This window comes from Haloferula luteola (assembly GCF_014201715.1).
Lineage (GTDB): Bacteria > Verrucomicrobiota > Verrucomicrobiia > Verrucomicrobiales > Akkermansiaceae > Haloferula > Haloferula luteola.
On record NZ_JACHFD010000004.1, the window covers coordinates 1 to 25834 of the forward strand.

General features: G+C 60.6%; 17 protein-coding genes. 3 read left to right on the forward strand and 14 right to left on the reverse strand.

What is annotated here, in order from left to right:
• Window positions 1-1491 precede the first annotated feature (1491 nt).
• Window positions 1492-2733 (reverse strand): MDR family MFS transporter, encoded by a 1242-nt coding sequence (locus HNR46_RS04785; protein WP_184016332.1) that lies wholly within the window; start codon window positions 2731-2733, stop codon window positions 1492-1494.
• A 386-nt stretch (window positions 2734-3119) separates the two neighbouring features.
• The gene (locus HNR46_RS04795) at window positions 3120-5492 is read right to left on the reverse strand and encodes a glycoside hydrolase family 2 TIM barrel-domain containing protein (RefSeq protein ID WP_184016336.1); all 2373 of its coding nucleotides are present in this window, start codon (window positions 5490-5492) and stop codon (window positions 3120-3122) included.
• A 276-nt stretch (window positions 5493-5768) separates the two neighbouring features.
• Here HNR46_RS04795 and HNR46_RS04800 point away from each other — a divergent pair, with 276 nt between their 5' ends.
• Entirely contained in the window at window positions 5769-9641 is a 3873-nt protein-coding gene (locus HNR46_RS04800; RefSeq protein WP_184016338.1) for an autotransporter-associated beta strand repeat-containing protein, read from the forward strand.
• A 64-nt stretch (window positions 9642-9705) separates the two neighbouring features.
• Here HNR46_RS04800 and HNR46_RS04805 read toward each other — a convergent pair whose 3' ends face one another.
• The 9 genes from HNR46_RS04805 to HNR46_RS04845 are packed head-to-tail and all read right to left on the reverse strand — an operon-like array spanning window position 9706 to window position 20031.
• Window positions 9706-10137: a GtrA family protein gene (locus HNR46_RS04805; RefSeq protein WP_184016340.1), complete on the reverse strand. Its 432-nt coding sequence runs from the start codon at window positions 10135-10137 to the stop codon at window positions 9706-9708.
• A gap of 57 nt (window positions 10138-10194) precedes the next feature.
• Window positions 10195-10908: a methyltransferase family protein gene (locus HNR46_RS04810; RefSeq protein ID WP_184016342.1), complete on the reverse strand. Its 714-nt coding sequence runs from the start codon at window positions 10906-10908 to the stop codon at window positions 10195-10197.
• A gap of 18 nt (window positions 10909-10926) precedes the next feature.
• Window positions 10927-11730, reverse strand: coding sequence for a carboxy-S-adenosyl-L-methionine synthase CmoA (gene cmoA, locus HNR46_RS04815; RefSeq protein ID WP_221285016.1), 804 nt, complete (start codon window positions 11728-11730; stop codon window positions 10927-10929).
• Window positions 11727-14828: an efflux RND transporter permease subunit gene (locus HNR46_RS04820; protein WP_184016344.1), complete on the reverse strand. Its 3102-nt coding sequence runs from the start codon at window positions 14826-14828 to the stop codon at window positions 11727-11729. The genes cmoA and HNR46_RS04820 overlap by 4 nt, the downstream gene beginning before the upstream one ends.
• A gap of 1 nt (window position 14829) precedes the next feature.
• Complete coding sequence (locus tag HNR46_RS04825) at window positions 14830-15762, reverse strand: efflux RND transporter periplasmic adaptor subunit (protein WP_184016346.1); 933 nt, start codon at window positions 15760-15762, stop codon at window positions 14830-14832.
• A gap of 7 nt (window positions 15763-15769) precedes the next feature.
• Window positions 15770-17107, reverse strand: a complete 1338-nt coding sequence (locus HNR46_RS04830; protein WP_221285017.1) for a TolC family protein — start codon at window positions 17105-17107, stop codon at window positions 15770-15772.
• Window positions 17101-17505 carry a GtrA family protein gene (locus HNR46_RS04835; protein ID WP_184016350.1) on the reverse strand — a complete coding sequence of 135 codons (405 nt, stop codon included), beginning with the start codon at window positions 17503-17505 and terminating at the stop codon, window positions 17101-17103. Before HNR46_RS04835 ends, HNR46_RS04830 begins: the two co-directional genes overlap by 7 nt.
• Entirely contained in the window at window positions 17502-18539 is a 1038-nt protein-coding gene (locus tag HNR46_RS04840; protein WP_221285018.1) for a glycosyltransferase, read from the reverse strand. Before HNR46_RS04840 ends, HNR46_RS04835 begins: the two co-directional genes overlap by 4 nt.
• The gene (locus HNR46_RS04845; protein WP_184016354.1) at window positions 18529-20031 is read right to left on the reverse strand and encodes an ArnT family glycosyltransferase; all 1503 of its coding nucleotides are present in this window, start codon (window positions 20029-20031) and stop codon (window positions 18529-18531) included. Before HNR46_RS04845 ends, HNR46_RS04840 begins: the two co-directional genes overlap by 11 nt.
• 234 nt (window positions 20032-20265) lie before the next feature.
• Between HNR46_RS04845 and HNR46_RS04850 the strand changes: the two genes are divergently transcribed.
• The gene (locus HNR46_RS04850; RefSeq protein WP_184016782.1) at window positions 20266-20769 is read left to right on the forward strand and encodes a CHRD domain-containing protein; all 504 of its coding nucleotides are present in this window, start codon (window positions 20266-20268) and stop codon (window positions 20767-20769) included.
• On the opposite strand, the gene HNR46_RS04855 is transcribed toward HNR46_RS04850, so the two are convergent.
• Together HNR46_RS04855 and HNR46_RS04860 are read right to left on the reverse strand one after the other, a co-directional pair.
• The gene (locus HNR46_RS04855) at window positions 20732-22183 is read right to left on the reverse strand and encodes an ATP-binding protein (RefSeq protein WP_184016355.1); all 1452 of its coding nucleotides are present in this window, start codon (window positions 22181-22183) and stop codon (window positions 20732-20734) included. The two genes, HNR46_RS04850 and HNR46_RS04855, sit on opposite strands and share 38 nt — an antisense overlap.
• The gene (locus HNR46_RS04860; protein WP_184016356.1) at window positions 22180-22857 is read right to left on the reverse strand and encodes a response regulator transcription factor; all 678 of its coding nucleotides are present in this window, start codon (window positions 22855-22857) and stop codon (window positions 22180-22182) included. The genes HNR46_RS04855 and HNR46_RS04860 overlap by 4 nt, the downstream gene beginning before the upstream one ends.
• Before the next feature lie 131 nt (window positions 22858-22988).
• Here HNR46_RS04860 and HNR46_RS04865 point away from each other — a divergent pair, with 131 nt between their 5' ends.
• Window positions 22989-24494 carry a tryptophan halogenase family protein gene (locus HNR46_RS04865; RefSeq protein ID WP_184016357.1) on the forward strand — a complete coding sequence of 502 codons (1506 nt, stop codon included), beginning with the start codon at window positions 22989-22991 and terminating at the stop codon, window positions 24492-24494.
• A gap of 6 nt (window positions 24495-24500) precedes the next feature.
• Here the strand turns inward: HNR46_RS04865 and HNR46_RS04870 are convergent, their stop codons facing one another.
• Window positions 24501-25757, reverse strand: coding sequence for a hypothetical protein (locus tag HNR46_RS04870; protein WP_184016358.1), 1257 nt, complete (start codon window positions 25755-25757; stop codon window positions 24501-24503).
• Window positions 25758-25834: the final 77 nt, after the last annotated feature.

A 25834-nucleotide genomic window follows, 5' to 3' on the forward strand; every position in this document is an offset into this window, starting at 1 on the left:
CAAATACAAGTCACCAACCCAATACCACCAAGCACAATGCAACACCGCAGCCTGAATAAAAACCAAGGCTGTCCAACTTCCAAGGGAGCACTACAGGCGGGCGATACAATCACGGCTTATCCAGTTTCCGGGCTGACGCCATGAGAAAAGAGCCGTGCCCCAGATGTGGACAAAGCGGCCTGCAGGACGCCTTGTTGAAGAACCTCGAAAACCTTAGAGTTGTCTTGTGCCAAGAATGCGAAGCTCTCAGGGTAGGTGAGTCCACTGAAGACTTTTATAGCTACGTGCAGTTCGAAGAGTTCATGGAATCGAAGCACGCGGAAGCGGATTGGAAGCAAGTCGAATTTTTGGACTGATTGCCCGCAACGCTGGCGCAAAGGCGGAGGCCACCCGGTCAATCTGCAAACGACCACTGCGGCCCGCCCCGTGCGGCTATCGCCGGTTGCAAAAAATGGGCACCTCGCACGGGCCGTGCCTCCGCTCGAGCGCTGGTGGTTCGTGGGGAGGTCGCTGGGCTTGCGGCCTTCCTCAGCGGCTCGTTCCTCGCCACATCGTGCAGGCCTCCAGCCGCTCCCTTCGTCGTGTTGGCGGCCGGTCGTCGGCTGCGCCCGCTGCCGCTATCGCGTCAGACGCAGCCGCAGACCTGCCAGCCCCGGCCCTGCGGTCGCTTGAAGCTCCCTTGGTCCGGGTCTGTCAGGCGCCCTCGATCCGCTGCGGCGGGAGCGGGCGTGTGCCGGCACTCTTGCGCCTTGCGGCGATGTGTTTTGAAGGGGTGCCCACTCCCGCCTCCGCTTCCCCGGTTTTTTGGGGTGGCTGGCGAAGGTTCGGAAACTCCAGAGCGATCGACGCTCCAGACAAAAAGTTAGCTGCCATAGGTAGGGGCAAGGAAGCTCCGGCCTCCGTGCATGGCACCAGGCTCCGGGGTGTTGCGCTCCTAAAGTCGCTCCACAGTGCGCCTCCCCGCACTCTGAAGATCATAAAAAATCGAACGGATCGCCGTCCTCCTCGCGGTTTTCGCGAGCTTCGTCTTGCCCGCATCTGCGCAGAACACGTCGCAGTGCGTCGCCGTCGACACGGGCTGCGTGAGTCCCCACGAAAGCACCTTGGTTGAGCTCCTCTTCGATTTCATGGCGACGGTGGATGTCCCGGATCCGCTCATTGGCGACAAGGCTTGCGACTCCGACAAGCTCGATACGAGGATGGAAGAACTTGGGGTGGATCTCATCGCTCCTCACCGCTCAACGTACCCCCTTATTCCCCCCCGCGACATCAGAAGACGGATCGTCGACGAGAGTAGCTCCTTTGTTAGAGTTTAGTGAGTGGGTCCGTTCGTTACTTCGCAAGAGCTTCATGTCGCATGCATTCGTCGCTCGCATCGCCAGAGGCCGGAGCTGAGGAACATGGCCGTTCACGGGCATCCCGCGCCCCTTGGGTCGTTGGAACCGATCAGCTGGCCAACTTACCAAGGGGCTTTCAAGTTGCTGGAGGGGTTCAATGACCCGAGAGCTTCGTCGGGCGCGAAGCGCGTGGAGTTGGGACCGGTTCTTCAGCCGAGGTTGGGATGCTTGCAACGGTGGCTGCGGCGGCGAGTCCGAGCCCGAGACATGAGATCCAGAGGACTTCCGGGGAGTGTTCGAAGAGTGCCAGGCCCGCGGCGGGGCCAATCATGGTGGCGCTGCTCCAGGCAACTCCAAGGATGCCCATGAATCGTCCCCGCATCGCATTGGGAGCCAGTTGGGCAATGAAGCTGTGAGAGACGGGAAGAGCGATCATCTCTCCAAGGGTGAAGAGAACCATGATGGTGGTCAGGAGTGGCAGCGAGCCTCCCAAGAGGCTGAGCCCGATGGCAACGCCGACGCCGACATAGCCCAGGGCGATGATTTTAGGAGCCGGGTAGCGCCTGGTGACGGAGGTCAGGGGAAGCTCAAGCGCGACAATCATCAGGCCGTTGATGGCCATGAGAAGACCATAGGTCTTTTCGCTATGGCCTCCGATTTCGGTGACGTGGAGTCCCCAGGAACTGCTGAGCTGCCAAAAGACCATCGCGATGCAGAACGAGGCGAAGACGGCCCGAAGGTAGGCGGGATGCCTCTGCATGGCGTGCAGGGCGATGCCCCATCCAGCGCTATCCCGGGAAGGAGCCTGGCCCCCCGGCAGACCCATGAGGACCAGCAATCCGAGCACGGCAGTGGTCGCGGCATCGACGATGAAAAGCCACAGAAAGGAATGCGCGGCGAGAGCGCCTGCCGTCATCATCCCCAGAGCGAAGCCGAGGTTGACGGCGAGCCGCTGGCATCCGAAGGCGCGAATCCGCAGTGGCTCGGGAACGAGGTCGGCGAGGAGAGCGCTGGAGGCAGGGAAATACATGGAGCTGGCCAGCCCGACCATCGCGCTGCAGGTGATGATGGCATTTGCCGTATGGGCCTGCGAGAGGGCCAACATCGCCAAGGCGGCGCTGCAGCAGGAGAAGAGAATGGTCGGTTTGCGCCCCAGTCGGTCGGCACAGTAGCCGCCGGTGATGTTGGCGATGAGGCCTCCAGCACCATAGGCGGCGAGGCTGGCTCCGGTCACCCATGCGGGATGTCCTTCACGCTTCAGGTAGAGAGCGAGGAAGGGCATCACGAAGTGGCCGAAACGGTTGATGAGAGTGCCACTGAAGAGGATCCAATAGCACCGGGGTAGCTGCCGGAGGTCACTCCAGAGACTCGATGGGGTTGGGGCATGGGCATTCATGAGGAGACAAAAAAAGCCCCGCGCACCGGAGAGGTGGGCGGGGCTGGTGAAAGCGTTGGGAAATGAAAAAATTTTCAGGGCTCACCGGGCCCGCCCGGGCCCATCAGGGGAAAGGAATTATCGAGACGATCGGTCTTTTCTTTCGTGACGAGGGAAATCACCGAGACCCATGCCCAAGCAGCTGCCATCCCGACGGGAAGACAGTTGTGAAGCTGATGATGGTACGGTGCGTTCATGTGAGCGGAAGCTTCCTCTATCAAAATTTCTGGAGGTGCCAAGAGTAGAATTTCGCGGGCGAGGAAGCTCCGGTTTCTGGTTCAACTAGGACGTGCGCAGCGACCGGGGTTTCAGGTCGGACTCATCGTCGAAGCTTTCTCTGGGGTGGTCTATTTCAGCTCGATGGGAAGGTTCGCAGGCGGGAGGCCATCGGCTTCGACGGTGAGGGTGGCGGTGCCCGGGGCTCGACCTTGAAGGATGATGAGGGCCCGACCTCGGCGGGTGGTTCGGTGATCAGAACGGGGGGATGTGGGGTCGTTTTGATCGCCGTTTTCCAAGGCCGCGAGCTTCAGGGGCCCCGTGACGGTGACTTTGACGTCGCGATCGTCGCGGGCAACGCGACGACCTGCATCATCGAGCAGTTCCACGATGATGTGGAGGGCGTCGCGTTGATCGCCGCGGAGTTCGAGGCGTTCGGCGTGAAGTTTCAGGGCGGTGGCTCGGCCGGTGGTGGCGAGGGTGGCGCGATGAACCTGGCCTTGAGGGTCGGTGCCGGTGGCGATGAGTTCTCCCTTTTCCCAAGGCAGTTCCCAGCGGGCGATCCCGTTCTGAGGACTGGAGGTGCCGATGGACCGACCATTGAGGCTGAGGGTGATTTTGGGCAGGTTGGTGAGAGCGAGGACTTGAACGGGTTCGTTCGGGCGACGTGGCTCGTTCCAATCGCTTTCTCGCCATCCGCGGCGGCCTTGGGAGACGGAAAGGTGAAGGACGGGTTTTTCCGACCAGAGGGCTTCGCGCCACAGGGCATCCCGTTTGGGAAATCCAGCGATGTCAAAGATTCCGGCTTCGCTGCCGTGATTGGGCCATTCGTTGGCTTCGCCGAGGAAGTCGAAGCCCGTCCAGAGAAACTGACCAGAGATGTAGGGAAGGTCGCGGACTGCCGCCCAAGCCTCAGGGGAATCGCCATTTTCGCTGCCGATCAGGATGCGGTCTGGAAAGGCGGCGTGGTCATCCGGATAGGCGGCTTCTTGGTAGTTGTAGCCGGCGACGTCGAGCATGTTTGCCAAGCCGATGGCGTTGGCAGCGGAAGCGTTCGATAGGGCCATGGTGACGGGACGAGTGGGATCGTGGCGCTTCACGGCAGCAATGAGCGAAGGGGCGACGGCGGCAAGGCGGGTCATGGACGGCTGGCCGGGAGAGTCTTTGAAGATTTCGACCTGACGGGATTTGGGGTGAACATAGGGGTCGGTCGGGTAGTCGATTTCATTGCCGATGCTGTAGAGGATCACGCAGGGATGCTGGCGAGCGCGACGGACCATCGCTTCGGTGTCACGCACCGCCCATTCGGCGAAGTCCTCGCTGTAGCCGAAGCGTTCGGCTGTGCCGGCATTGCGGCCCTGAACCCATTTCCGTTTGCCGATTTCCCATTCGTCGAAGGCTTCGTCCATGACGAGGAACCCGAGTTCATCGCAGATTTCGTAGAGGTCGTCCTGCATGGGGTTGTGAGAGCAGCGGAATGCATTGACCCCGATGTTTTTGAGGAGGCGCATGCGGCGTTCGAGGACGGCGCGGGGGACAGCGGCACCGAGGAAGCCCGCGTCGTGATGATTGCAGACTCCTTGGATGAGGAGGGGCTTGCCATTGAGGAAGAAGCCATGGTCCGCATCGAAGTGAAAGGCGCGGATGCCGAGGGGTGTGGTGACTTCATCCACCTGCTTTCCATCAACCTCGATCCGGTGGGTGACTTGGTAGAGGTAGGGATCGGAAGGGCTCCACAGGTGGGGATGCTCGATCGGGTGGTAGAGGGGAAATGCCCAGGTCTCCCCAGCGGCGAGAGTGCGGGTGGTGGTGGCGCGGGAGAGGGATTGCGGGTTTCCTTGGGGAGAATCGTGGATCTCGGCGGAGACGGTCAGGGTGCGAGATTCGGTGGAGGTGTTGGTGACTTCGCAGGTGCTGTTCACCTCAGCAAAGGCTTCGGTGACGTGGGGTGTGGTGAGGAAGACACCATGACGGACGATGTGAATGGGATCGACTATCGTGAGCCAAACATCGCGATAGATCCCGGTGCCAGGATACCAGCGGGAGTCGGCAATGTTCGCGCGTTCAACTTTAACGGCGATGACGTTGGTTCCGCCGGCTACGAGGGCCTCGGTGAGGTCGTATTCAAAGTCGATATAGCCATGAGGGCGGTGTCCGAGGAGCTGGCCATTGATCCAAACGGTACTGTTCCGGTAGACTCCTTCGAAGCGGAGAAGGACTCTCTTTCCGTGGGCTTCGGGGGAAAGAGTGAAGGATTTGCGGTACCAGCCGATGCCGCCTGGGAGGAAGCCGGTGGCACTGGCATGGTCGGGTGAGAACTCTCCTTCGATGGACCAGTCGTGGGGAAGGGTCACCGGGCGCCATTGCTGGTCAGCGAACTCGGGAGTTTCGGCCCCAGCGAGGTCACCAAGGTGAAACTTCCAGTCGTCGGTGAAGAGGGTCTCGCGGGGAAGGCCGAAGGCGACCGAGGCGAGTAGGAGGAACCAGCACAAGAAAGGTTTCATGCTGCTTTAGCTCTGGCAGGATGGCTCTCAGGTCAACCTTCGTTATGGGGGGAAGTGGAGGAGATTAGCATCGAGGAATGGAAGGGGCCGAGTAGGTGATCGATGAGGTTCAGGAGTTTGTAGAAAGATGACAGAATCGTTGCGCAATGCCTGACGAATGGGGGTTTTGGAACCCGTAGGGTTCCCTGCGCCCCTTCCGGAAAGAGTTCTGGAGGGACCCGTTCCGGGTGGAGCTCGCAGGTGCGGTCTCCGGTGGCTTCAACCCTGTATCAACCCATGAATCTGAATTCCCTGTCGCTCCCGGGAAGGGAGCGTCTTCTGCAGGCGGCTGTACGCATGTTTCCCGCCACTTCCTGCCTCCTTGCTGGGGCTGCCATGACTTTTCCGCAAAGTGCCCAGGCCTCGGATTGGACCGGTGCCACGGATGCCAACTGGGCCACGGCAACTAACTGGTCGGCAGGAGTGCCGGCGAGTCCTGAGCAGGCCGTCGTCAATCTCACGACTCCTTTCGTCGCCACTATTTCTTCCGTCATCTCTGAGGCTCCCCAGGTGCTTTATGTGGGTTCGGAGTCCGGGGCGACAGGCCAGGTCGACATGACTGGCGGATCGATTTCGGTGGTGGATGAGTCGCTGATTGGTACCCAATCGGGGACGGGTTCGTTGAATCTTTCTGCGGGTGCGATCACATCGACTGGGCGGATGTTGTTCGGTTTCGAAGGGGGCAATGGTCGCTTGGAGATGAGCGGCGGTTCGATCCACACGAGTGGTGGAGGCCGATTGATTTTCGGCTACAACGGGGCATCCGATTCCGTGGTCAGCGGAGGTTCGATTCAGGCGCTCAAGGAGGTTTGGATTGGCGAAGGAGCTTCGAGTCTCGGCAAGTTGGAGTTGACTGGATCGGGGGAAATCACGACGGACAACTGGGTGGCGATCGGTCGCACGGACGGCAACGGAACGCTGAACATGTCGGGCGGAAGCTTTTCGAAGACGGGCTCGGCGGATACTCACTTCATCATCGCGGCTGGTGGAACTGGCGTTCTGAATCAATCGGGCGGGGAACTTTCTGCCGTTGGCACGGTATGGGTCGGGGAGAACGGTGCCGCCACGTATGATTTGTCGGGAACGGCGGTACTGGAGGCTCCCGACGGGGTGACGATCGCGGTGAATCAGGCGTCGTCGAGTACGCTGAGCCTTACTGGCACGGCGGAGATGAATACGTCGTTCCTGCGTGGTGGAGGGGGATATGCGGTCGCCACCTTTGAGGGGGGTCAGGTGATCGCGACTGCCGACAATGATGATTTCATGTCGGGTCTGGATACGGTGGAGTTGGTGGGAGCCGGTCTTCAGATAGATACTGCCGGGCATTCGTTGGAAATTGGCCAGGTGCTGGAAGGCAGCGGTGGATTGGTGAAATCAGGTGAAGGTCGGCTGCGTCTCGGCGGCTACAATTTGTATTCCGGCGCAACCACGGTGGAAGCTGGGACTTTGGTGATGCTGGCGGATGATCCTTTCACTTTGGATACGTCGGGAAATCTGGAGGTGCAGGATGGTGCTTCGTTGCAGATCGAAACGGAGCTGATCAATGACTTCCTGCAACCGTCTCAAATGACCTTGGGCGATTGCCATTTCGGCGTCGAGTTGGGGGATGCGAGCGAGGTTTTGCCAACGCAGGCCGTCGTTGAAGTGACGGATACTCTCACCGTGAACGGGGAGGTGAAGATCGACCTGAGCGGAGAGAATTTGGTGACGGGTGAGGTGGTGATGCTGACCTTCGATTCGGCGAAGCGGACGGGCAGCGGGAGCTTTGTGCTCGGCAGCATTCCGCAGGGGCTGACGGCTCAGGTGGTCGAATCTCCCAACAAGTTTGGCACGGGCAAGGGTGCGGTGGTGCTGGAAATTCAAAGCATCGCCCCTCATCTTCTATGGGCCGGTTCGGAGGGAAGCGATTGGATGGCCACCCACAACTGGGATCTCGAATCGGACTTCTCTGATGCCAGCTACGAAGAGATGGCGTGGCTGACTTTCGATGACTACGCGGACTTGATGGACGTTGAGTTGAATGCCGTGGTGGCGCCGAGTTCGGTCCGATTCACGCCATCGAAAGGGATCGATTACCACTTGAGCGGCAGCGGATCGATCGATGGTTCGACAGGCCTGGTCAAAGAGGGTGCGGGCTCGCTGACCATCGACGCGATGGCCCACACCTACACCGGGACGACCCGCATCGCTGGAGGCACCCTTGAGGTGCCGTCGCTCGGTGCGGGCGGCGAGGCTTCGCCCCTGGGGGCGGCCTCTGCGGCGCCGGAGAATTTGGTGTTGGATGGCGGCACACTGGCCTTCAGTAGCACGGAAGCCTTTTCGACGAACCGCGGTCTAACGATCGCCGCGGCTGGGGGTGGGCTGAGCCACACGGCGGATCTGACCCTGACGGGTGAGTTTCTTGGCCAGGGGGGAGTGCTTTCGAAGACCGGATCCGGGAAGCTGGAGTTCGCTACGAACATGAATGGGGTCGGAGCCTTGCATATCGGTGGCGGCACCGTGGTGCCGAGCGGTGGTGAGGGCCAGGAGTTGCACCTCACCGGCGATTTGTGGGTTTCCCACCTCGAAGGGATTTCCGCGAGCTTGGAGGCCACCGGGACGACTGTGGAGATCGGCGGATGGTTCGCGATGGGCCGTGGCAACGGCAGTGGACAGACCGGTCGCGCGACTTTTGTGGATGCCACGGTGAGCAGCTTCGCGATGAGCCTTGGCTACAACAACAATCTCGCTGACAACGATAGCGTGCAAGAACTCACGTTGGAGGGGAGCACCGTGTGGAATGTCACGACGGACGACATGATCATTGGCGAAAACGTCGGAGCGAATGCCATCGTGACCCTGCGAGATACGGCCCAGCTGAAGGCAGCTGACACGGTGCACTTTGGGCGCAATGGCTCCGGGACACTCTACGTGGAAGATGATGCCGTGTTCACGCCGCAGCGGTGGTTCACCTTGGGTCGCTATGTCGACAGTAAGGGGACGGCCTATGTGGAGGGCGGAACCTTGAATCTGACCAGTGCGGATCAGTATTTGATCGTGGGTGAAAATGGTACGGGCGAGATCTTCATTTCGAATGGAGGTCGGGTGGCTGTGAATGGCGCTCGCACGGCCCTGGCTCCGACGGCCGAAGGTGTCGGCACGATCCATCTGCAAACCGGCGGAACGCTGGAGACGCGGGTGGTGGATGAGGGCACCGGTACGGGCGGCAGCAGTACCGTGGAATTCGATGGCGGAACCTTGGTGGCGCTGGGCGACAGCTCCGAGTTCATGAAGGTCGACACCGCCACGATCTCCGCGCAAGGCGGGACGATCGATTCCGGGGGATTCATTGTTGCCACCACCCAGGTGTTTTCAGGAGCCGGCGGTATCACCAAGCGAGGCAGCGGGATGCTGACGTTGAAATCGACGCAGACCTATACCGGGACGACTCGTGTGGAAGCCGGCACGCTCATCACGCAGAGTGCCGAGACGCTCGTGGATACGGCTTCCGTCGAGATCTCCCTGGGAGCTCAGTGGAATCTCAACTTCACGGGTGAGGAAACGGTGGCTTCGCTCACGTTGAATGGCGTGGCGCTGCCAGCTGGTGTTTACAATTCGACGCATGTTTCGGGAGCACTTACCGGTACGGGATCGATCCGGGTGGGTGAGGCGACGGCGGATGCGTTTGCAACGTGGATTGCTGGATACTTCTCCGATGTGGAGGACTTGCTTCCGACGGCGGATCCGGATGGCGATGGCCAATCGAATCTCGTCGAATTCCTGCTGGGTGGAAATCCGGCCGATGGGGGTGACGGAGCGAAAATCGTCGTTTCGACGGTGGATACCGATGGAGATGAGATGGACGAGCTGGTGTTGACGGTGGCGGTACCGACCGCGACCCCTGCGTTTACGGCGGCGACGGCGCCATTTGCGATCTACGAGGGTGCTCGGATTGAGATTCAGGGCGGCCCGGATTTGAGCAGCTTCGACTCCCCGGTCACCGAGGTGTCTCCACAGGTGGACGGCCTGGAAGACGCGCCAGCGGGCTACGAGTATCGTAGTTTCCGATTGGACGCATCGGAAGGTCTGACGGACCGTGGCTTCCTCCGCGTGGGAATTGGCGAATCCTGATTTTCTTGGAAATCCTTCGACCCCGTCCACCTCAGGTGGACGGGGTTTTTCGTGGAAGGGGATCTCAGGCGGGATCGGGCTGACGACGGTCGCGTCGGAATGCCCAAACCTTGGAGAGCAGGAAGCTGTTGGCGGCGACGATGCCGAGGACACATGCCAAGGAGGGAGCAGTCGGGAGTCCATGACGAACGGCCAAGGTGAACAAGCCATGGTTGAGCGCGAAGCCTAGGGCGGCGACGACTGCATAGCGCGTGAGTGACCGAGTCAGTCCGGCACGTTGTTCGCGAAAGCTCCACCCAAAGTGCCCGGAAAATCCGACGCTGAAGCCGACTGCAAATCCGACGGCATTGGAGGCCAGAGGATCGATGCCACTACTGACGGCAGCCATGGCGCTGCCGTAGTGAACGGCAGTGGCGAATGCACCAACGATCCCGAAGCGAACCATGGGGCCGATCCAGGATTTCAGAAGCTCGAGCGGGGTGGACGTCACGGGCATGAGGGCGGCAAGCAAAGCCCGGACCAAACTCGGGGTCGAGCCTTGATGGGGCTGGATTCAACTGGTGACTGCGGTGCGCAGGCGTCCGGCCTTTTTGAGGATACGCGCGATGACGTAGCCGAGAATGCCGATGGCGAGGATGGCAACGGCGGCCGTCGCCACGGGGCCGTCGAGGTCGTCGGCATGATGAGCGTTTTGGAGGACGCCCAATGAGGCAGCGAGGATCCAAATGAAGGCCGAGTTGTATTCCGCGCTGATGAGCCGGCGCCAGTTGAAGCGCATTGATTGGAGGGTCTCGCCGAGGCCCTTTGGGTTGAAGGTGAAACGCCCAACTTTGGAGCAATAGTCATCAAAGGTGGCGCCGAATTTCCCGCGCAGGAAGTTCTCTTCGGCAGCGACGATGCAGGAGTAGGCGATGAAGAAGAACAGCAATCCTGCGGTCATGAAGAGAAGCGAGTTGGATGCGACTCCGGTGCCGATGAGAATGGTGACGTTGCCAACGTAGAGAGGATTGCGGCAGTGGCTGAAGAGCCCCCCGGTGACGAGGTCGTCGGCGTAGGGCATGCGATTTTTACCTCCGCGCTTGATGTAATCGAGCCCGACGGTAGCGCCTCGCAGTAACTGACCGGAAAGGGCGATGAGAAACCCGGCGACAGCCGCCATGCGGTAGTCCGGAAGAAGAGTGGGGCCCTTGATGAAGAGAAGGGAGTAGACCAACGGGAATAGGATGTTCCGATAGTGATAGAGGAAGTTGCCAAGACGAACTTTCATGATCGGGAGGGGAGGGGTTCACTTGACGGCGATCATGCCGGTGAAGTTGTACCATTTGAAGAAGGTGTCGCAGTAGCGGAAGCCGGCACGCAGTAGCATCTCGCGGTTTTCGAGAAGCTTGTAGGGGATGAGAACGTTTTCGAGAGCCTCACGTTTCTGGGAGATTTCCAGTTCGCTGTACCCGTGTCGGCGTTTCATCTCATAGTAGTATTTGATGAATTGACGGTTGAAGAGCGAGTCCTCGCCGATGACCTTTTCGACGAGGATGAGAGCTCCATTTTCGTGCATGCCGCCGAGAATGTCGGCAATCAGTTGATCCCGGTAGAGGGGACGGACGAATTGCAGGGTGAGGACCAGCAGGACCACTGAGGCATTCTCAATTTTCACGCCGGCATTGAGGTCGCCGAACTGGAGTTCGACTTCGTGGGCCATGGGCTTTTCGGCGAGTTTTGAGCGACAGCGGTCGAGCATTTCATGGGAGTTATCGATGCCGATGAATTTCACGCCCGGCGCCACCTCTCCGTCGATGCCCAGAAAGGTGGTGCCGGTCGAGCAACCGAGATCGTAAACATGGGTGCCGGTTACGGCATAATCGGCGACCATTTCCGCAACCATGCGTTGGACCTCCCCATAGAATGGGACCGAGCGACTGACCATGTCGTCGAAAACCGAGGCGACCTTTTTGCCGAATTTGAAGTCAGCGACACTCGCATCCGGAGCCTCGAAAACACGGTCGATGGGAGGGTCGATGGGACCCTCGGCTAGCGTTTGTGGAAAATTGGGGGCATCCGATTTCATGAGAACGCCACGGATTCTCTTCATGGAACATGAGAGAATGATGAGACGGGGCGGAATCGTGCAAAATGGTGGGCCGCGACCGGGAGAATCAGGAGAGTGACCACGGTGGAAAGTGTCAGTCCACCGAGAATCACGATGGCCATGGGGCCCTCGACTTCGCGTCCCGCGGTGGTGGGGTGGAGGGCTAGGGGAAGCAGCGCCAATCCGGTGACGGCGGTGGTCATGAGGACGGGGACCAAGCGCTCGCGGGCGCCTTGAATGGCCGTGGTGAGATTCCATTCATGGCCTTCGTGGAGTACGAGGTGTTCGTAGTGACTCATCAGCATGATGGAATTGCGAACTCCTAGTCCAAACAAGGTGACGAGGCCGATCAGGGCACCGAGCGAGAGAGGGATGCCGGTGAGAGCGGCGGCGGTGATTCCGCCAGCTGCTGAAATGGGAAGGATGGAGATGACGAGAAGGAAGTTCGGCAACTGCCGGAATGCCATCGCGAGGAACACCCCGATAACGAGTAGGGTGATGGCGGTGGCGGCTTGCAGTTCTCGATGGGCGCGGGTTTCGGCTTCGGCGGCTCCGCTCACAGTGAGGTAGACGCCCTCCGGCAGGAGGTGAGCATCCTGGATGCGTTGGCGGGCCTCAGCGACGAATTCGGTGACGGGTCTGCCTTCAACATTGGCGGTGACGACCTGACGCCGTCGACCATCCTGATGCCGAATTTGAGCCCGCTGCTCGGTGAGTTGAAGATTGCCAAGTTCGGAGAGAGGCACGAGACCGCCGACGGGGGTGTCGATCGGGAGGCGCGCGAGGGAGGAAAGGTCCTGGCGGGTGGCGTGGTCGAAGCGGACTTGGATGGGCACGATGCGGTTGGCATCAACGATCTGGCCGACCTCCGTTCCTTGCATGGCGGTCTCAATGGATTCCTGGACAGCGACAGGGCGCAGCCCATGCGGTTCGAGTCGTGCGTTCTCCAGCGTGACATCCCAAGCTGGGGCCCGATCGCTGCCGAGCGATTGCACGCCATGGGCGCCTGGGGTTTCCCGCAGAAGCTGAGCCACTTGCTGGGTCGGAGCTTCGAGCACATCGAGGTCTTTTCCGTAGAGGCTGACGACGACGGAGGCGGTTTCGCCACTTAGTGATTCGCTGATTCGATCGCCAAGGAAGGTGAGCGTCTCGGTCTGCATGTTTCCATAGGCTTCGAAGAGGGTGCGGATGCGTTGTTGGACATGGGCTTCATCGATGTTGGGGTCGTGGTGCAGTTCGATGTGGAATTCGCAACGCTCCGGGCCCCAGGTGTCGACGCCGCGTTCTGAGCGACCAGCCTGCATTTCGACGGAGGCCACCTCGGGCATGGCGAGGAGTTGCTGGCTGGCTTTTTCTCCAAAGCGCATCGTTTCCTCCAGAGAGCTTCCCGGCAGACCGATCGCTTGGACAACAAAGTGTCCTTCGCGAAATGGTGGCAGAAGTTCGGTTGGGAGGCGCTTGGCCAGGATTCCTGCGGCCACCATGCCGATGGCAGCGATGCCGATTACTGCCCAAGGAGCCCGGCATAAAGGCCGCAGCAACGCTTCGTGAAGGGATGCCAGAGCCCTCAGGTGAATGGGCTCACGGCGGGGGCGAGCGCGGCCGATGAGGAACAGGCAGAGGGCGGGTGTGACCGTCATGGCGATGACGAGGGAGGTGACCACCGCGAGCATGAAGGAGATCGCCAGGGGCTGGAAAAATCGGGCTTGCAGTCCGCTGAGGGCAAACACCGGAACGAACATCGCCAGCACAATGAGGGTGGCGTGGAGGACGGCCCCGCGGACTTCGATGGAGGCTTCGAGAACGACGCCAAGGGGCGGGCGTGGCGCCGGCAGCGAGGCGTTCTCACGCAGGCGGCGGAGGATGTTTTCGACGTCGATGATGGCATCGTCGACGACCACGCCGACGGCGACTGCCAGGCCTCCCAGGGTCATGGTGTTGAGAGGAACGCCCAGAAAATGCATTTCCGCGATGGCACCGAGAAGCGACAGCGGAATGGAGATGAACGAGATGAACGCGGTGCGCAGGTCGAGGAGGAATAGCAGAAGGACGACAGCGACGAGAACTGCACCCCACAGTAAGGAGGAAGTGAGATGGGACAGAGCGACTTCGATGAAGTTGGCGGGACGATGGAGCCCGTCCATGAGTTCGATTCCTTGCGAGGTAAGGAGGGGCCGAAGTTCATCGAGGGCTTGCTCGACGGCTCGAGTGGTCTCCAGGGTGTTGGCTCCTGCTTGGCTGGTGAGGGCGAGGAGGACTCCGCGGCGGCCGTTGATCAAGGCATCGCCAAATTTGGGCATGGCCCCCCAGCGGATCTCGGCAAGGTCGCTCAAACGGATCGCATCGGCCCCCTGGCCGCGAACGATCAACTGGGAGAGGTGGTCCACGTCGGGGGTGGGGCCGTGGACGTGGATGGTGAGCCGTTGGTTGCGGGTTTCGATCGAGCCGGAACCCCGAACGTCGACGGCTTGGCGGGCAGCGGCGGTCAGTTCGGTGAGACCGACGCCCAAAGCAGCCATTTTTGCTGGTTGGGGAAGGATTTCGAGTTCTTCGACTTCTCCTCCGACGACGGTGACCTCGGCGACGCCTGGAACGGCCTTGAGTCGGGGCAAGACGGTCCAATCGGCGAGGGTTCGCAGGTCTCTGCCTGATTTTTGATCGGAGACCAGTCCGATTTTCAAAAGGTCCATGGTGGAGGAGACCATGGGGGAGGGCGTGGGCACTCCGACTTGACGAGGAAGAGTTCCCGCGAGTTCGGTGAGGCGCTCGGCAAGCAGTTGGCGATCGGTGAGTTCGTCACTGCCGTCTTGAAAGATGAGGTCGACGACTGAGAGGCCCTGGATGGATTCGGAACGTGTGGTTTCCAAGCCAGGAATGCCTCCGATGGCGGATTCGATCGGGAAGGTGACGAGGGCCTCCACCTGTTCGGGTGAAAATCCAGGCGCTTCGGTTTGAACGGTGATTTGAGGCGGCACGAACTCGGGGAAGACGTCGAGCCGGGCATGCATCGCGACGAAGGCTCCGTAGGCGAGAAGCACAACGGCGCTGAGCAACACGAGCGTGCGGAAGCGCAACGCGGTGGAGAGGAGATTTCGCAGCATGTCAGTCAGAGACTTTTGGGCCGGAAGAAGCTTGGATCTTCTGGCTTAGAAGGCCCTGGGCCCCTCGGATGACCAGAGGCTGATGGGCGTCGAGAGCGTTGGCTTCGACAAACCAGCCATGTCGCGTGGCGTGGCGAGTGGAGATCGGCCTTAGTTCAAAGTGATCGCTTTCTCCTTCCTGGAAGACCCAAGCCCGCCCTTGGGTGATGAGGATCGCATCGGCTGGGAGGTTGAATCCCTGGAGAGTTTTATCTGAGGTTTGGACGGTGCCTTGGAGAGGCGTGCCGATGGGCCATCCAGAGGACTCAGGGTGGACGAGAAGGTAGTAGCCGGGTTGGCGACTGGCGTTGACCCGTGGATCGGACCAGTGCGTTAGTGCCGGAAATTCCTGCATTTCCAGGGATTCGTCGAAGGCCAGTGGGGAGACCGAAGCGGTCTTCGCGTGATCCGGGAATTGGGTGCCCGCCGGCAATGAGAGTCGGATCAGGACGGATTTTCCGAGGCGGAGGTCGTTCTCCCAGGATTGGGATTTGAGTCCCTGGAGAGCTTCCGCGCCCCAGGTGGCGCTGAGACTCAGTTCCGCTTGACGGACGGCTTCATCGGCGGTGGCTGCGCGTTGCCGGGCATCCTCCATGGCACGGTCGGAGGCGAGTTGTCCTTCGCGATTGAGGGTCTCGGTTCGAGTGGCCTCGGTGTGAGCGACCTCGGCTGCGAGTTGAGCCATGGTGAGGGCGCTCCATTGTTGGAGGAGGGGCAGCGGATCGATCACCTCAGCTCGACCTTTCACGGAGGGGGTGATCTCTGCGGGTTGGAGGGAGGCGGTCTCGACGCCGTAAAGTTTCTGTTGTGCCGCATCGACTCTCACCCCCTGCCCGGCTGCGGGGAAGGTGGCGAGGAAGACACAGCTCAGGACAGGGAGGGCGGATTGGAGCATGGCAGCATCAGAGGAGATTTCCCGCGATGGGTCCGCGGGTGGCATCGAGGAGGTCGACCCATGCTCGCCAGGCATCGAATCGGGCGGCGATCTCGGCGGCGCGGTCCTGACAGGTGGAGTATTGGGCTTGCAGAAGGGGTAGGCGGTCACCTGCCCCGGCGCGGGTGATTTGAGTTTGGGCTCGATGGATGGCTTCCGATTTCACGACCAGTTCTGTGGCTTGGCGCCATTGTTGGAGGCATCCCGAGTAGGCTTCGAGGGCCGCGGCGGAGTTACCGAGGGCGGTGTTTTGGGTTTCGACAAAAACCGCAGCGGCGGCGGTGCGATCGGCTTCGGCGCGACGAATGGTTGCGGCGTTGATATCGCTCGGGATTGCGAGCGAAGCGGCGAGCTGCCATTTCTGCTGTCCTTGATCGTAGCTGTAGCCCGGACCGAGGTGGAGATCTGGATATTGCTGAGAGACCTCGATTCGCAAGGCCGCTTCGGCGATGGCATAGGCCGCGAGGGGATCGAGGACCTCCGGTTTGGACAGGGCTGTGGTGTTTTGAATGGCCGATCGCGACGGGACGGCGGGCAGGGATTCGGGGAGGGGGGCGAGCGGAAGGTGAGCCACTTCGCTGAAGGGAATTCCCAAAGCGCGAGCCAGAGCGGCGTCGGCGACCCGGGATTGCTTGCGCGTGGTGGCCATTTCCCGCTCCAGCAGAGACCGCTCGCGTTCGAGAGTGTAGCTCTGCAGACGATCGGTTTCCCCCAGCTTGGCGAGTTGGGTGCTCGCTTGTTCCCAGGCATCGAGGTCGCGCGAACTTTCTTCGAGGGCTGCGAGTTGGGCGGCGGCGGCGTGGTGGTCGATGAACGCGCGGGCGACGGCGCTGTGGATGTCGCCTCGTGCCTGAGTGATGGCGATGGCGGCCCGGTCGGCTTCGGCTCGGGCTTTGACGATGCGTGCGGCGCGCTTGCCACCGGTCTCAAGGGTGTAGTCGAGCATCAACCCACAGGTCCACGGACTCGCTCCTTGAAGGGCCCGCTGAAGGTCGAGGGAGATTCCGACGGGCGGGTGGGTGCCGGCAACATCGATGCCCGCCTGGGCGGCATGGAGTTGGGCGCGCGCCCGTGACAAGGAGGGATGGGTGGTCTCGACGGCGGCCACCATTTTCCTCACCGTCCAGGTGCCACCCGGGGATTCGCCAGCCTTCCTCAGGCTGGCGATGGCCTCCGGCGAATGCAGGGAACTGCGCCGGTAGGCGGCGAGAGTGGCTGTGGGATCGAGGATCTCTTCGCGGGGTGCCTGGCACGAAACGAACAGCGCCATCACCATGGGAACTCCCCCTAGGGTGCGGATCACCATTCCTGGCCTCCTTTCATGGAAATCCGAAAGGCCCAGTATTTGGAAACGACAAAACCCAAACCGAACTCCAGCAGAATCCAGCCAATCCGAGTAGCATCGTAGGTTTCCTCAAGCAGTCCGGGAAAGGCTCCAAATGCTCCCGGGCGAAGGGCGAACCGGGCAAAGGCAACGGCTGCATAGCGAGTGAGAGCGGGAGCAAATTCGGCATCCTGACCCCGGAACGTCCACCGAAAGTTTCCCGCGAAGCGGAGAGCGAAGCCAGCGGCAAAAGCCAACATGCTGGCGACGGGAAGTGGGCATCCTTGTTCGTGAAGCGTTGCCGACAGGGCGTAATCGAAGAGCATGCCAACTCCTTCGACGGTGCTGAAGATAAGAAGTTGGTGCCCGGTCGGTTTCATGAGCGGACTCCGATAGCACTGCCCTGGATTTCTTCCGCCACGATGTGGCTCGGACGACCCTTCACCTCGACAAAGATCTTTCCGAGGTATTCGCCTAGGACGCCAATCGAGAAAATCTGGATGCCGCCAAGGAAGAATACTGCGACGACCAAGGTGGCCCAGCCGGGGACATCGGCGCCGAAGAGAAGAGTCCGGAGTGCGATCCATCCGGCGTAGAACATGGCCACCGCTGAAATCGCTAGACCAACCCCGGTCCACATGCGCAGGGGCCAATCGGAGAAGGAGGTGAGTCCGCTCAGAGCCAGGCTGGCCAGGCGGCGATAGTTGAACTTCGATTTTCCAAGATGGCGGGGCTCAATCTTTACCGGTACCGGGAGCGAGCGGAATCCCACCCAGCTGTAGAGGCCCTTCATGAATCGGTCGCGTTCCGGCAGGGAGAGCAGGGCGTCGACCACCCTGCGGTCCATCAACCGGAAGTCCCGGACATGAGCCGGAATGCGGACGGCAGCGTGGCGATTGAGGAGCTGGTAGAAGAGATGGGAGCCGAGACGCTTGAGCGCGGATTCATCGTCGCGATCAGCACGCACCCCATAGACCATTTCGTAGCCAGCGTCCCATTGGCGCAGGAAGACCTCGAGGTAGCTGACGGGTTCCTGCATGTCGGCATCGATGACGATGACGGCTTGGCCCTTGGCGCGTTCGAGCCCGGCCGTCATGGCGTTTTCCTTGCCGAAGTTTCGCGAGAGGCGCAGGACCCGCACGGGGAATTCATCGATCATGGAGGCGGCTTCGGCCCCGCAGCCATCGGTGCTGCCATCGTCGACGACGATGATTTCGAAGTGGCGGCCAAGGCGTTGAAGTTCGAGGGCGACGGCCTCGATGGCCTTGGTGATGTTTCCCGATTCATTGAATGCGGGGATGATGCAGGAGACCTCTGGATCGCACTCTCTGGGGGAAGCGAGTGGGGGAGGCTCAGGCAGGGGAATGGGGACGATGTTTCTGGCGTGTGGGCGCGGACAGGAATCAGTGAGCACTGGCGACCTCCTTTCGGATCTCGGGTTTTTCGATGAACACGAGGTCATCGCCCACTTCGGTGCGCTTTTCGAAGTGGGAGAGCACTTCTGGGGGAATCAGTGGGAGGAGCTCGCGCCGGATTTCGAGAACGTCCGGCTGACCATTGGTGGTCAGTGAGCGCAGGGCCGCGAAATCGCGCAGCTGGTGAGCACTGCCAGCGGAGTAGAACTCAGCGGAAAAACTGCGTTTTCCGTAGTAATTGAAGTCGTAGCCTGGCACATCGCTCCACGCGACTGCGAGTTTCTGGGAGCCTTTGGTGAGAGTGCTATCCCCGGCGCCGATGAGGACGATTCCTACGGTGAAGATCGCAAGGGAAGCCCAGCAGGTACCCATAAAGGCACGGGGAAAGGCGCGGCCGCGATGCCAGCCGACGAGAACCCAAGCTTCCAGGCCGAGAATCACGGCAGCCGGCACTCCTGACAGGACGTAGGTGGGGATGATATTGGTGGCGAGGGTGAAAAAGATCATGGGGGTAACGGCCCACAACAGGAGGTAAGTTCGCCATGATCCGGCGTCACCGCGGAAGCCTTGAAGGACCTGCTTCCACCGGGCCAGAGGAGCGAGAAGCAGGGGAGTCCAGGGTAGCATGGCAATCACCCAGAAGGCCCAAATCATACCACGTGGCTTGGCGTGGCCTGAGCCGTAGAGGTCACCTTTCCAACCGCTGACGAGGAAGCGTTGGAAATGCTCACCGATGATGAAGTAGCGAAGAAATCCCGGAGTTTTGATCTCCGCAGCCGCATACCAAGGAACGGTGAGGAGGAGCATCAAAGCGGTGCCAGAAAGCCAGGGAAGGCGTTGCCAGGTATCGCGCCAACGGCGATGGAGGAGGACCCACAGGGCAAGGGGAAGTACGGTAAGCACCATGGCCACCGGTCCCTTGGCAAGGAGGCCGATTGCCTGGCCGACAAAGAACCCGTATCCCCACCGCTGCGAGTGCTTTCCGCCCTGCAACGCATTCCAGAACCCGACCATGCTCAGTGCGGTGCCGGCGAGCATGGCGAGGTCGGTCATCACGGTGGCCATCGACACGAAAAACAGAGCGCAGCCGGTGAGGAGAGTGGTGGAGAGCCAAGCGGTGTCGCGGCCGCGCTCCTTCTTGACCCAGTGGTGGAGAAGGGCGAGGAGTCCGCAAGCGGTGAAGAAAATCAGAATCCGGCCTCCAAATTCATTCACACCGAAGAGCTCCATGCCGGCGGCGGCGAGCCAGGTGTGGAGAGGAGGCTTTCCCCAAAAGGGAACGCCGTAATCGAACTGGGGGGTGATCCAGTTGTTGGTCTCGACCATTTTTCGGGCGATCTCGGCGTAGCGGGCTTCGGTGGTGTCGGTAAAGGGCACGGCGAAGATCGCGAGGACGCGAAGCAGGAGCAGCAGGCCGAAGCTCGAGATGACGGCGACCCGTTGGCGGGAGTTCAGAGAGAATCCGGAAGGGGAGCGGTGGGGAGGAGTCATGATGAACGCCACCTGCCTAGCGAAGCGAAGATGAAAGAATGATGAGAGGCGACGATCTCGGGGGATTTTCGGAAAGAGTTTTTGAGCTCTCAGACCGGCCATTCAGCGTGGGGGACGCCCCCGTGACGTTTTGCTGAAGGATCATCAAGCAATCCGGTGCCTTTCGTCATTGTGCTCACGGACGGAGCTGGGCTTGATGGGAACCCTACCCAACCCAACCCGCAAACATCTCCGATGAAATCCCTGATTTGGTCCACTTTGGTCTCCGCTTGGTTCCTCACTCACGCTGCTTCCGCCGCGACGATGATTTTCACCGCCACTCTCGAGGGGAGCCAAGAGGTGCCGCCGAATGCTTCCCCGGGAAGCGGATCGGCAACATTGTCACTCGATGATGTGACGGGGGCATGGACCTTGAACGGTACTTATGCAGGCTTGGTGGGCAACGTGACGGCTTCTCACATCCACCTCGGACCGGCAGGTGTGAATGGAGGCGTGATCACGGCCCTTACGGTGACGGGGACGACTTCCGGCACTTTGAGTGGTTCGGGGACGTTCACGTTGACGCAGATGTCCGATCTCCAGAGCGAGTCGTACTACGTGAATGTCCACTCAGCCAGTTTCCCGGGCGGCGAGATTCGCGGTCAACTGGTGCCGGAGCCGAGCAGCTTTGCGCTCGGCGCTCTCGCGGGGGTGGCTTTGTTCAGGCGTCGGCGTGGCGACCGTGGCGAGGCAGTGTGAGGGCGACGGTGAATTGGCCGTGTTGAAGCTTTAGGGTGATCGCTCCGCCGAGCAGGCGGACGATTTCCCGAGCCAAACTGAGGCCGAGACCGGAGCCTTCGGAGGCGGCAACTTGCTGTCCGCGCTGGAAGGGCTCGAAGAGATCCACCAGCTCGTGATGGATGAGCTGAGGTGCGGAGTTGGTGAGCTGGAGGGAGAAGCCCTCGGAGTTCTCTTCGATGACGATGGAGACGTCGGAGTCGCTGGGAGCGTGGCGGAGGATGTTGTCCATCAGGGTGGCGAGGACGACACGGAGGAGTTCGGGGTCGCTGTTGAGCAACGGTCCGCTCATAGGTCCTTCGATTTGGAGGAGCAGGCTGCGTGCTGAAAACCGGTCGGCACCTTCCTGGAAGAGGGCATGTACCAGAGCGGCGGGATCGAAGGATTCGGCGACGGGCATCTCGAGGCCTCCGCGCAGTCGCGCGAGCCGCATGAGGGTGTGGATGGTGGCGCCCATGTCGTGGGCAAGGTTGAGGGCAGAGTGGATACGGGTTTGAAGTTCTTCGCTGCTACGCTGGCGGCTGACTGCCTGTTCCAAAGTGGCTTGAATGCCCGCGATGGGAGTGCGCAGTTCGTGCGCGGCGTGGAGGGCAAACTGGCGCTCGCGTTCGCGAGCGGCCTCGACACGCTCGAGGGTGCGATTGAAGGCATTGGCGAGTCCGGTGAGTTCGCGGGGAAGATCTTCAGGTGTGGGTGGAATGGGGCCGCCGTCCTGGAGCGAGCGCGCGTCGAGTCGACGCGTCAACGAGTGAATGGGTCGTAGGTTGCGACGAATGATGAAGGCGGTGGAAATGGCGATGGCGAGCAGGGTCGCGGATCCTGCGCGGATGAGGTGCCACTGGATTCTTCGTAGTTTGGCATCGAGAGATTCCGTTTCGCGGGCACAGACGAGGACCTGGGGGAAATCGGAGGGGGTGAGCACCTGTCCGCGTTGTTTCATTTCCTCGATGCCCTCGGCATCCAGGAAGGGGAGGTGGAGGAGCCCGGCGGCCATGGCAGGGCGGCCATCGGGCAGCTTGACCGGGCGGACGACGATCTCGTCCAGCTCGCCGTGAAACGGTTTGAGGCTGGCGCCCTTGAGGGCTGGGGAAGAAAGGGTGGTGCCTTGGTTCAAGTTCCAAAACTGAAACAAGCCTGGGACGCCGATGGACGATCCGGATTCCAGCGCCTCATGCCATTCGTAGACGACGCCTTCGGGCTCGAGTTCGGCGGATTTCGCGAGCAGGGCGGCGCTTTCGACCAGCTGCATGCGGATCTCTTTGCGCAAGATGCGGGCGAACGACTGGTAGATGATCACCATCGAAACCAGCAGAACGAGGGTGACGATGAGCGCCGTTCCGGCGAGTAGCCGGTTGCGCATGGAAGGGTGGCTCATGGGACAGGGGGGGCAAGGAGGTAGCCAAAGCCACGGCGGGTGTGGATGAGCTCGGGCAGGCCCTCAAGGTGGAGTTTTTTTCGGAGGTAGCCAATGTAGACATCGACGGTGTTGCTGGAGCCCCCCTCGTGGTCTTCGTACACGTGTTCCCAGATGTCAGTGCGACTGACGGGTTGACCAGCCCGATAGGCGAGGTATTCCAGCAAGGCGTACTCCCGTGGGGTGAGGGTAATTTCGGTGGAGCCGCGACGGACCGAGCGGGTGATCGTATCAATGGTGAGGTCGGCCACCTGCAGGCCTGCGGTTTCGCGGTCGTAGAGACGTCGGACCAAGGCCCGAACGCGGGCGACCATCTCCGAGAGGGCGAAGGGTTTGACGAGGTAGTCGTCGGCACCGGCATCAAGGCCCTCGATGCGTTGGTGGATGGAGTCGCGGGCGCTGATAATCAGGACCGGAGTTTTGTCCTGAAGGTCGCGGAGCTGGCGCAGGATGGTGAGTCCATCGACTGCGGGCAGCATGATGTCGAGAATGAGGACGTCGTAGGGATGATTGCGGGCGTACCACAGTCCTTCGTCGCCAGTGGCGCTGGAGTCGACCGCATAGCCTTCTTCGCGGAGACATTCAGCAATGTTTTCGCGAAGGGGAGGGTAGTCTTCGATGATGAGGCAGCGCATGGGCCGATCATTTCATGCTGCGGAGGATGAGAAAAGGATGAGAGAGCCGGAGCGGAGGGGGGGATTCATGCCGATAAATGATGCACTCCGGTCTTCCGTCTTCGATCTCAGGTCCGCAAGGTAGGGGGATCATGATTCAAAAGGTCCTGGTCGTTGGCTCCGGAAGTGCTGGCCTCATTGCAGCACTCTCGTTGAAGAAGAAAATCCCTCGTTTGGAGGTGAAGATCGTTCGTGATCCCGACTTGGGCGTGATCGGTGTGGGGGAGGGGACCACCCCGAATTTTCCGACCCATCTGTTTGATTATCTGGGGATTTCCCGTGGGGAGTTTTATCGCCGTGCCGAGCCGACATGGAAGCTTGGGATTCGATTCGATTGGGGTCCGCGCGGGCGCTTTGATTACACGTTCGGGCGGCAGCTCGATTCGCATTGGCCGGGGTTGGAGCGCCCCGTGGGATTCTATTGCGACGACGAGTTCAGCCACGTGGATTTGCCGGCTGCGTTGATGCGTGAGGACAAGGTGTTTTTACGGCAGGCGAATGGCTGTCCGGACATTCAGCCATGGCATGCCTTTCACATTGAAAACGAGAAGTTTGTCGAAGTGTTAGAGAGCTACGCGGCGGAGTGGGGGGTGGAGATCACGGATGGCAAGTTGGTATCGACGGAACAGGATGCCACGGGCATCACCGCCTTGGTATTGGGGGATGGCCGACGTTTGGAGGCGGACTTTTTTGTGGATGCCTCGGGCTTCCGTTCGGAGTTGATGGGAAGGGCGCTTGAGGAACCTTTCGAGCCGTTCGACAAAACCTTGTTTTGCGATCGTGCCGTGGTTGGGGGTTGGGAGCGAACCCGTGAGCCGATCTTGCCATACACGACGGCCGAGCAAATGGATGTGGGTTGGTGCTGGCGCATTGAGCATGAGCACCGGATCAACCGCGGCTATGTCTACTGTTCGGACATGATTTCCGACGAGGAGGCAGCGGCGGAGTTTCGCCGGAAGAATCCGAAAGCACCGGAGAGTCCACGGGTGGTTCGATTCCGGAGTGGCGCCTACCAGCGGATGTGGGTGAAGAATGTGGTGGCGATTGGAAATGCCGCGGGCTTTGTCGAACCGCTGGAGGCGACGGCCCTGATGGTGGTGTGCTCCCATTCGCGGACTTTGATCGATTTTCTCCTGCACTGTGAGTTGGAGCCGACTCCGAGCATGGTGGCGCTGTACAATGAACAAGCCAGTGAGGGGTGGAAGGACATCCGAGATTTTCTCGGTCTGCACTATCAGCTGAACACGGCAGGGAAGACGGACTTCTGGCGTCGCTGCCGCGAGGAAACCGATTTGTCGGGGATTGCCTCGCTGCTCGAGTTTTATCGTGAAAATGGCCCCACAGGATTCTGTCGTTATCGGACCGGTCGAACCAACAGTGATTTTGGGATCGAGGGCTATTTGGTGATGCTGGTAGGCCAGCAGGCGCCGTACGAAAAACGTCACCCCGCCACGCCGGAAGAGACCACCCTGTGGCGCCAACGACGGGAGCAGTTAGCCAAAGCCGCGTCCGGAGGGCTGACTGTCGCCGAGGCCTTGGCTTACATCAGGCATCCGGCCTGGGAGTGGCATGGTGATTCTCGCCGCAAGGCGGGATGAAACCTCTCAATTCGCTGCCCCAGTTCGGGTGGGAGTGGAGATGCGAGCGACAATTTTCTCTCGAGCTGCAGCGTCGGTAAGGCGGCTTGCCCAGTGGAGGATTTCGGTCCTTTGGGTCTCCGGTGCTTGCAGCAGGAAAGAGGTGAGTGTCGGCTGAGTGGGGTCGTGGGCATCGTAGCGCAGCGCGGCCTCGGACATCTCCGCAAAATCCCTCCATTCAAGCATTTGGGCGAGAGTGGTGCCGGTGAGCGCGGCGGCCTGCTCGGGAGATTGGGTCATGATCCACTCCCGAGCCTCAGGAAGGTTGATGCGCAATTCATGGGTATCCTGAATCCGCACCCGCAGGGCTTCTGAGACCATGGCGGCGCGTTCCTCCGCTGATGGAGCAAGGAGGTCGAGAAATCCGTGGAGGTCGTTCAGATCACCTTGACGGAGTCTCAGGCTGGCGGCGGTCGCAAGGAGATCTGGATCGTGATCGGACTGTTCTCGAAGGAAGTTTGCGATGGCGACTTGGTGATCGGGTGAAACTCGCGAAAACCAATCGTCCTTCAGGCAGGTCGCCTGATCGGCTTGGCTCATGGACGACCAGAGCTCGATCGCCGTGGTTGGATCTTCAGCGGCGAATCTCTGGACGAGGATGCTTTTCAGTACGGTGGTGCAATCGACCGTCGTCGTCTCGTCGCTGAGGAGGACGGAACCCTCGGCTTGTTTTGCCTGAAACCATTCCAAGGCCGCTTGGGGATCACGTTGGGACCAGGAACGAAGGCAGATTGCCATTCGGTGTTGATGGGCTTTCGCGCTGGGGTGCTTCCGGCCCTGATAGGTATTGAGAGCGAGCGCGGGATCCCGTCGGCTAAGGGAACCGAAGATGAAATCGATGAGTTGTTGATGATGTTGACTCGGTAAGCCTTTTGAATCCAACCGATCCAGCAATGCGAGAAGCTGATCGATCGGGATTTCATCCAAAGCGGCCTGAAGGTCCCTGGCTACCGGTAGGCGGAACTCTCCTTGTTCTCGGATCGATCCGACAATGGACAGGAGCCGAAATAAATTGCGGTCGAGATCCCTGTCCCGTGATGCGGTCGAGAGCCGTTTGACGACTTTTGAATCATCAGTCTCGGTCGAATTTGGCCGGGTGTTGGATGAGTCGAGGAGTTCGTTGTTGGAGCGAAGGGAAGTGATCCAACGTCCGAGCATCCCGCAGGTGGCAAGAACGAAGAGAAGAACGAGGGAGGGGATGAGTTTGCTTTTCGCAGGCTTCATCGCGTCAGGATCTCCAGCTTCGCCTCCTCGTCCCACGGGTTGTCAAATGCTTCTCCCATTTTTCGGCCGAAGATCGG

Excerpts from the sequence above, each read along its gene's own strand:
- HNR46_RS04820 (WP_184016344.1), bottom strand. The coding sequence starts at position 14,828 with ATGCTGCGAAATCTCCTCTCCACCGCGTTGCGCTTCCGCACGCTCGTG.
- HNR46_RS04785 (WP_184016332.1), bottom strand. The coding sequence starts at position 2,733 with ATGAATGCCCATGCCCCAACCCCATCGAGTCTCTGGAGTGACCTCCGG.
- HNR46_RS04800 (WP_184016338.1), top strand. The coding sequence starts at position 5,769 with ATGAATCTGAATTCCCTGTCGCTCCCGGGAAGGGAGCGTCTTCTGCAG.
- HNR46_RS04795 (WP_184016336.1), bottom strand. The coding sequence starts at position 5,492 with ATGAAACCTTTCTTGTGCTGGTTCCTCCTACTCGCCTCGGTCGCCTTC.
- HNR46_RS04810 (WP_184016342.1), bottom strand. The coding sequence starts at position 10,908 with ATGAAAGTTCGTCTTGGCAACTTCCTCTATCACTATCGGAACATCCTA.
- HNR46_RS04845 (WP_184016354.1), bottom strand. The coding sequence starts at position 20,031 with ATGACTCCTCCCCACCGCTCCCCTTCCGGATTCTCTCTGAACTCCCGC.
- HNR46_RS04860 (WP_184016356.1), bottom strand. The coding sequence starts at position 22,857 with ATGCGCTGCCTCATCATCGAAGACTACCCTCCCCTTCGCGAAAACATT.
- HNR46_RS04865 (WP_184016357.1), top strand. The coding sequence starts at position 22,989 with ATGATTCAAAAGGTCCTGGTCGTTGGCTCCGGAAGTGCTGGCCTCATT.
- HNR46_RS04855 (WP_184016355.1), bottom strand. The coding sequence starts at position 22,183 with ATGAGCCACCCTTCCATGCGCAACCGGCTACTCGCCGGAACGGCGCTC.
- HNR46_RS04870 (WP_184016358.1), bottom strand. The coding sequence starts at position 25,757 with ATGAAGCCTGCGAAAAGCAAACTCATCCCCTCCCTCGTTCTTCTCTTC.
- HNR46_RS04805 (WP_184016340.1), bottom strand. The coding sequence starts at position 10,137 with ATGCCCGTGACGTCCACCCCGCTCGAGCTTCTGAAATCCTGGATCGGC.
- HNR46_RS04850 (WP_184016782.1), top strand. The coding sequence starts at position 20,266 with ATGAAATCCCTGATTTGGTCCACTTTGGTCTCCGCTTGGTTCCTCACT.
- HNR46_RS04835 (WP_184016350.1), bottom strand. The coding sequence starts at position 17,505 with ATGAAACCGACCGGGCACCAACTTCTTATCTTCAGCACCGTCGAAGGA.
- HNR46_RS04830 (WP_221285017.1), bottom strand. The coding sequence starts at position 17,107 with ATGGTGATCCGCACCCTAGGGGGAGTTCCCATGGTGATGGCGCTGTTC.
- cmoA (WP_221285016.1), bottom strand. The coding sequence starts at position 11,730 with ATGAAGAGAATCCGTGGCGTTCTCATGAAATCGGATGCCCCCAATTTT.
- HNR46_RS04825 (WP_184016346.1), bottom strand. The coding sequence starts at position 15,762 with ATGCTCCAATCCGCCCTCCCTGTCCTGAGCTGTGTCTTCCTCGCCACC.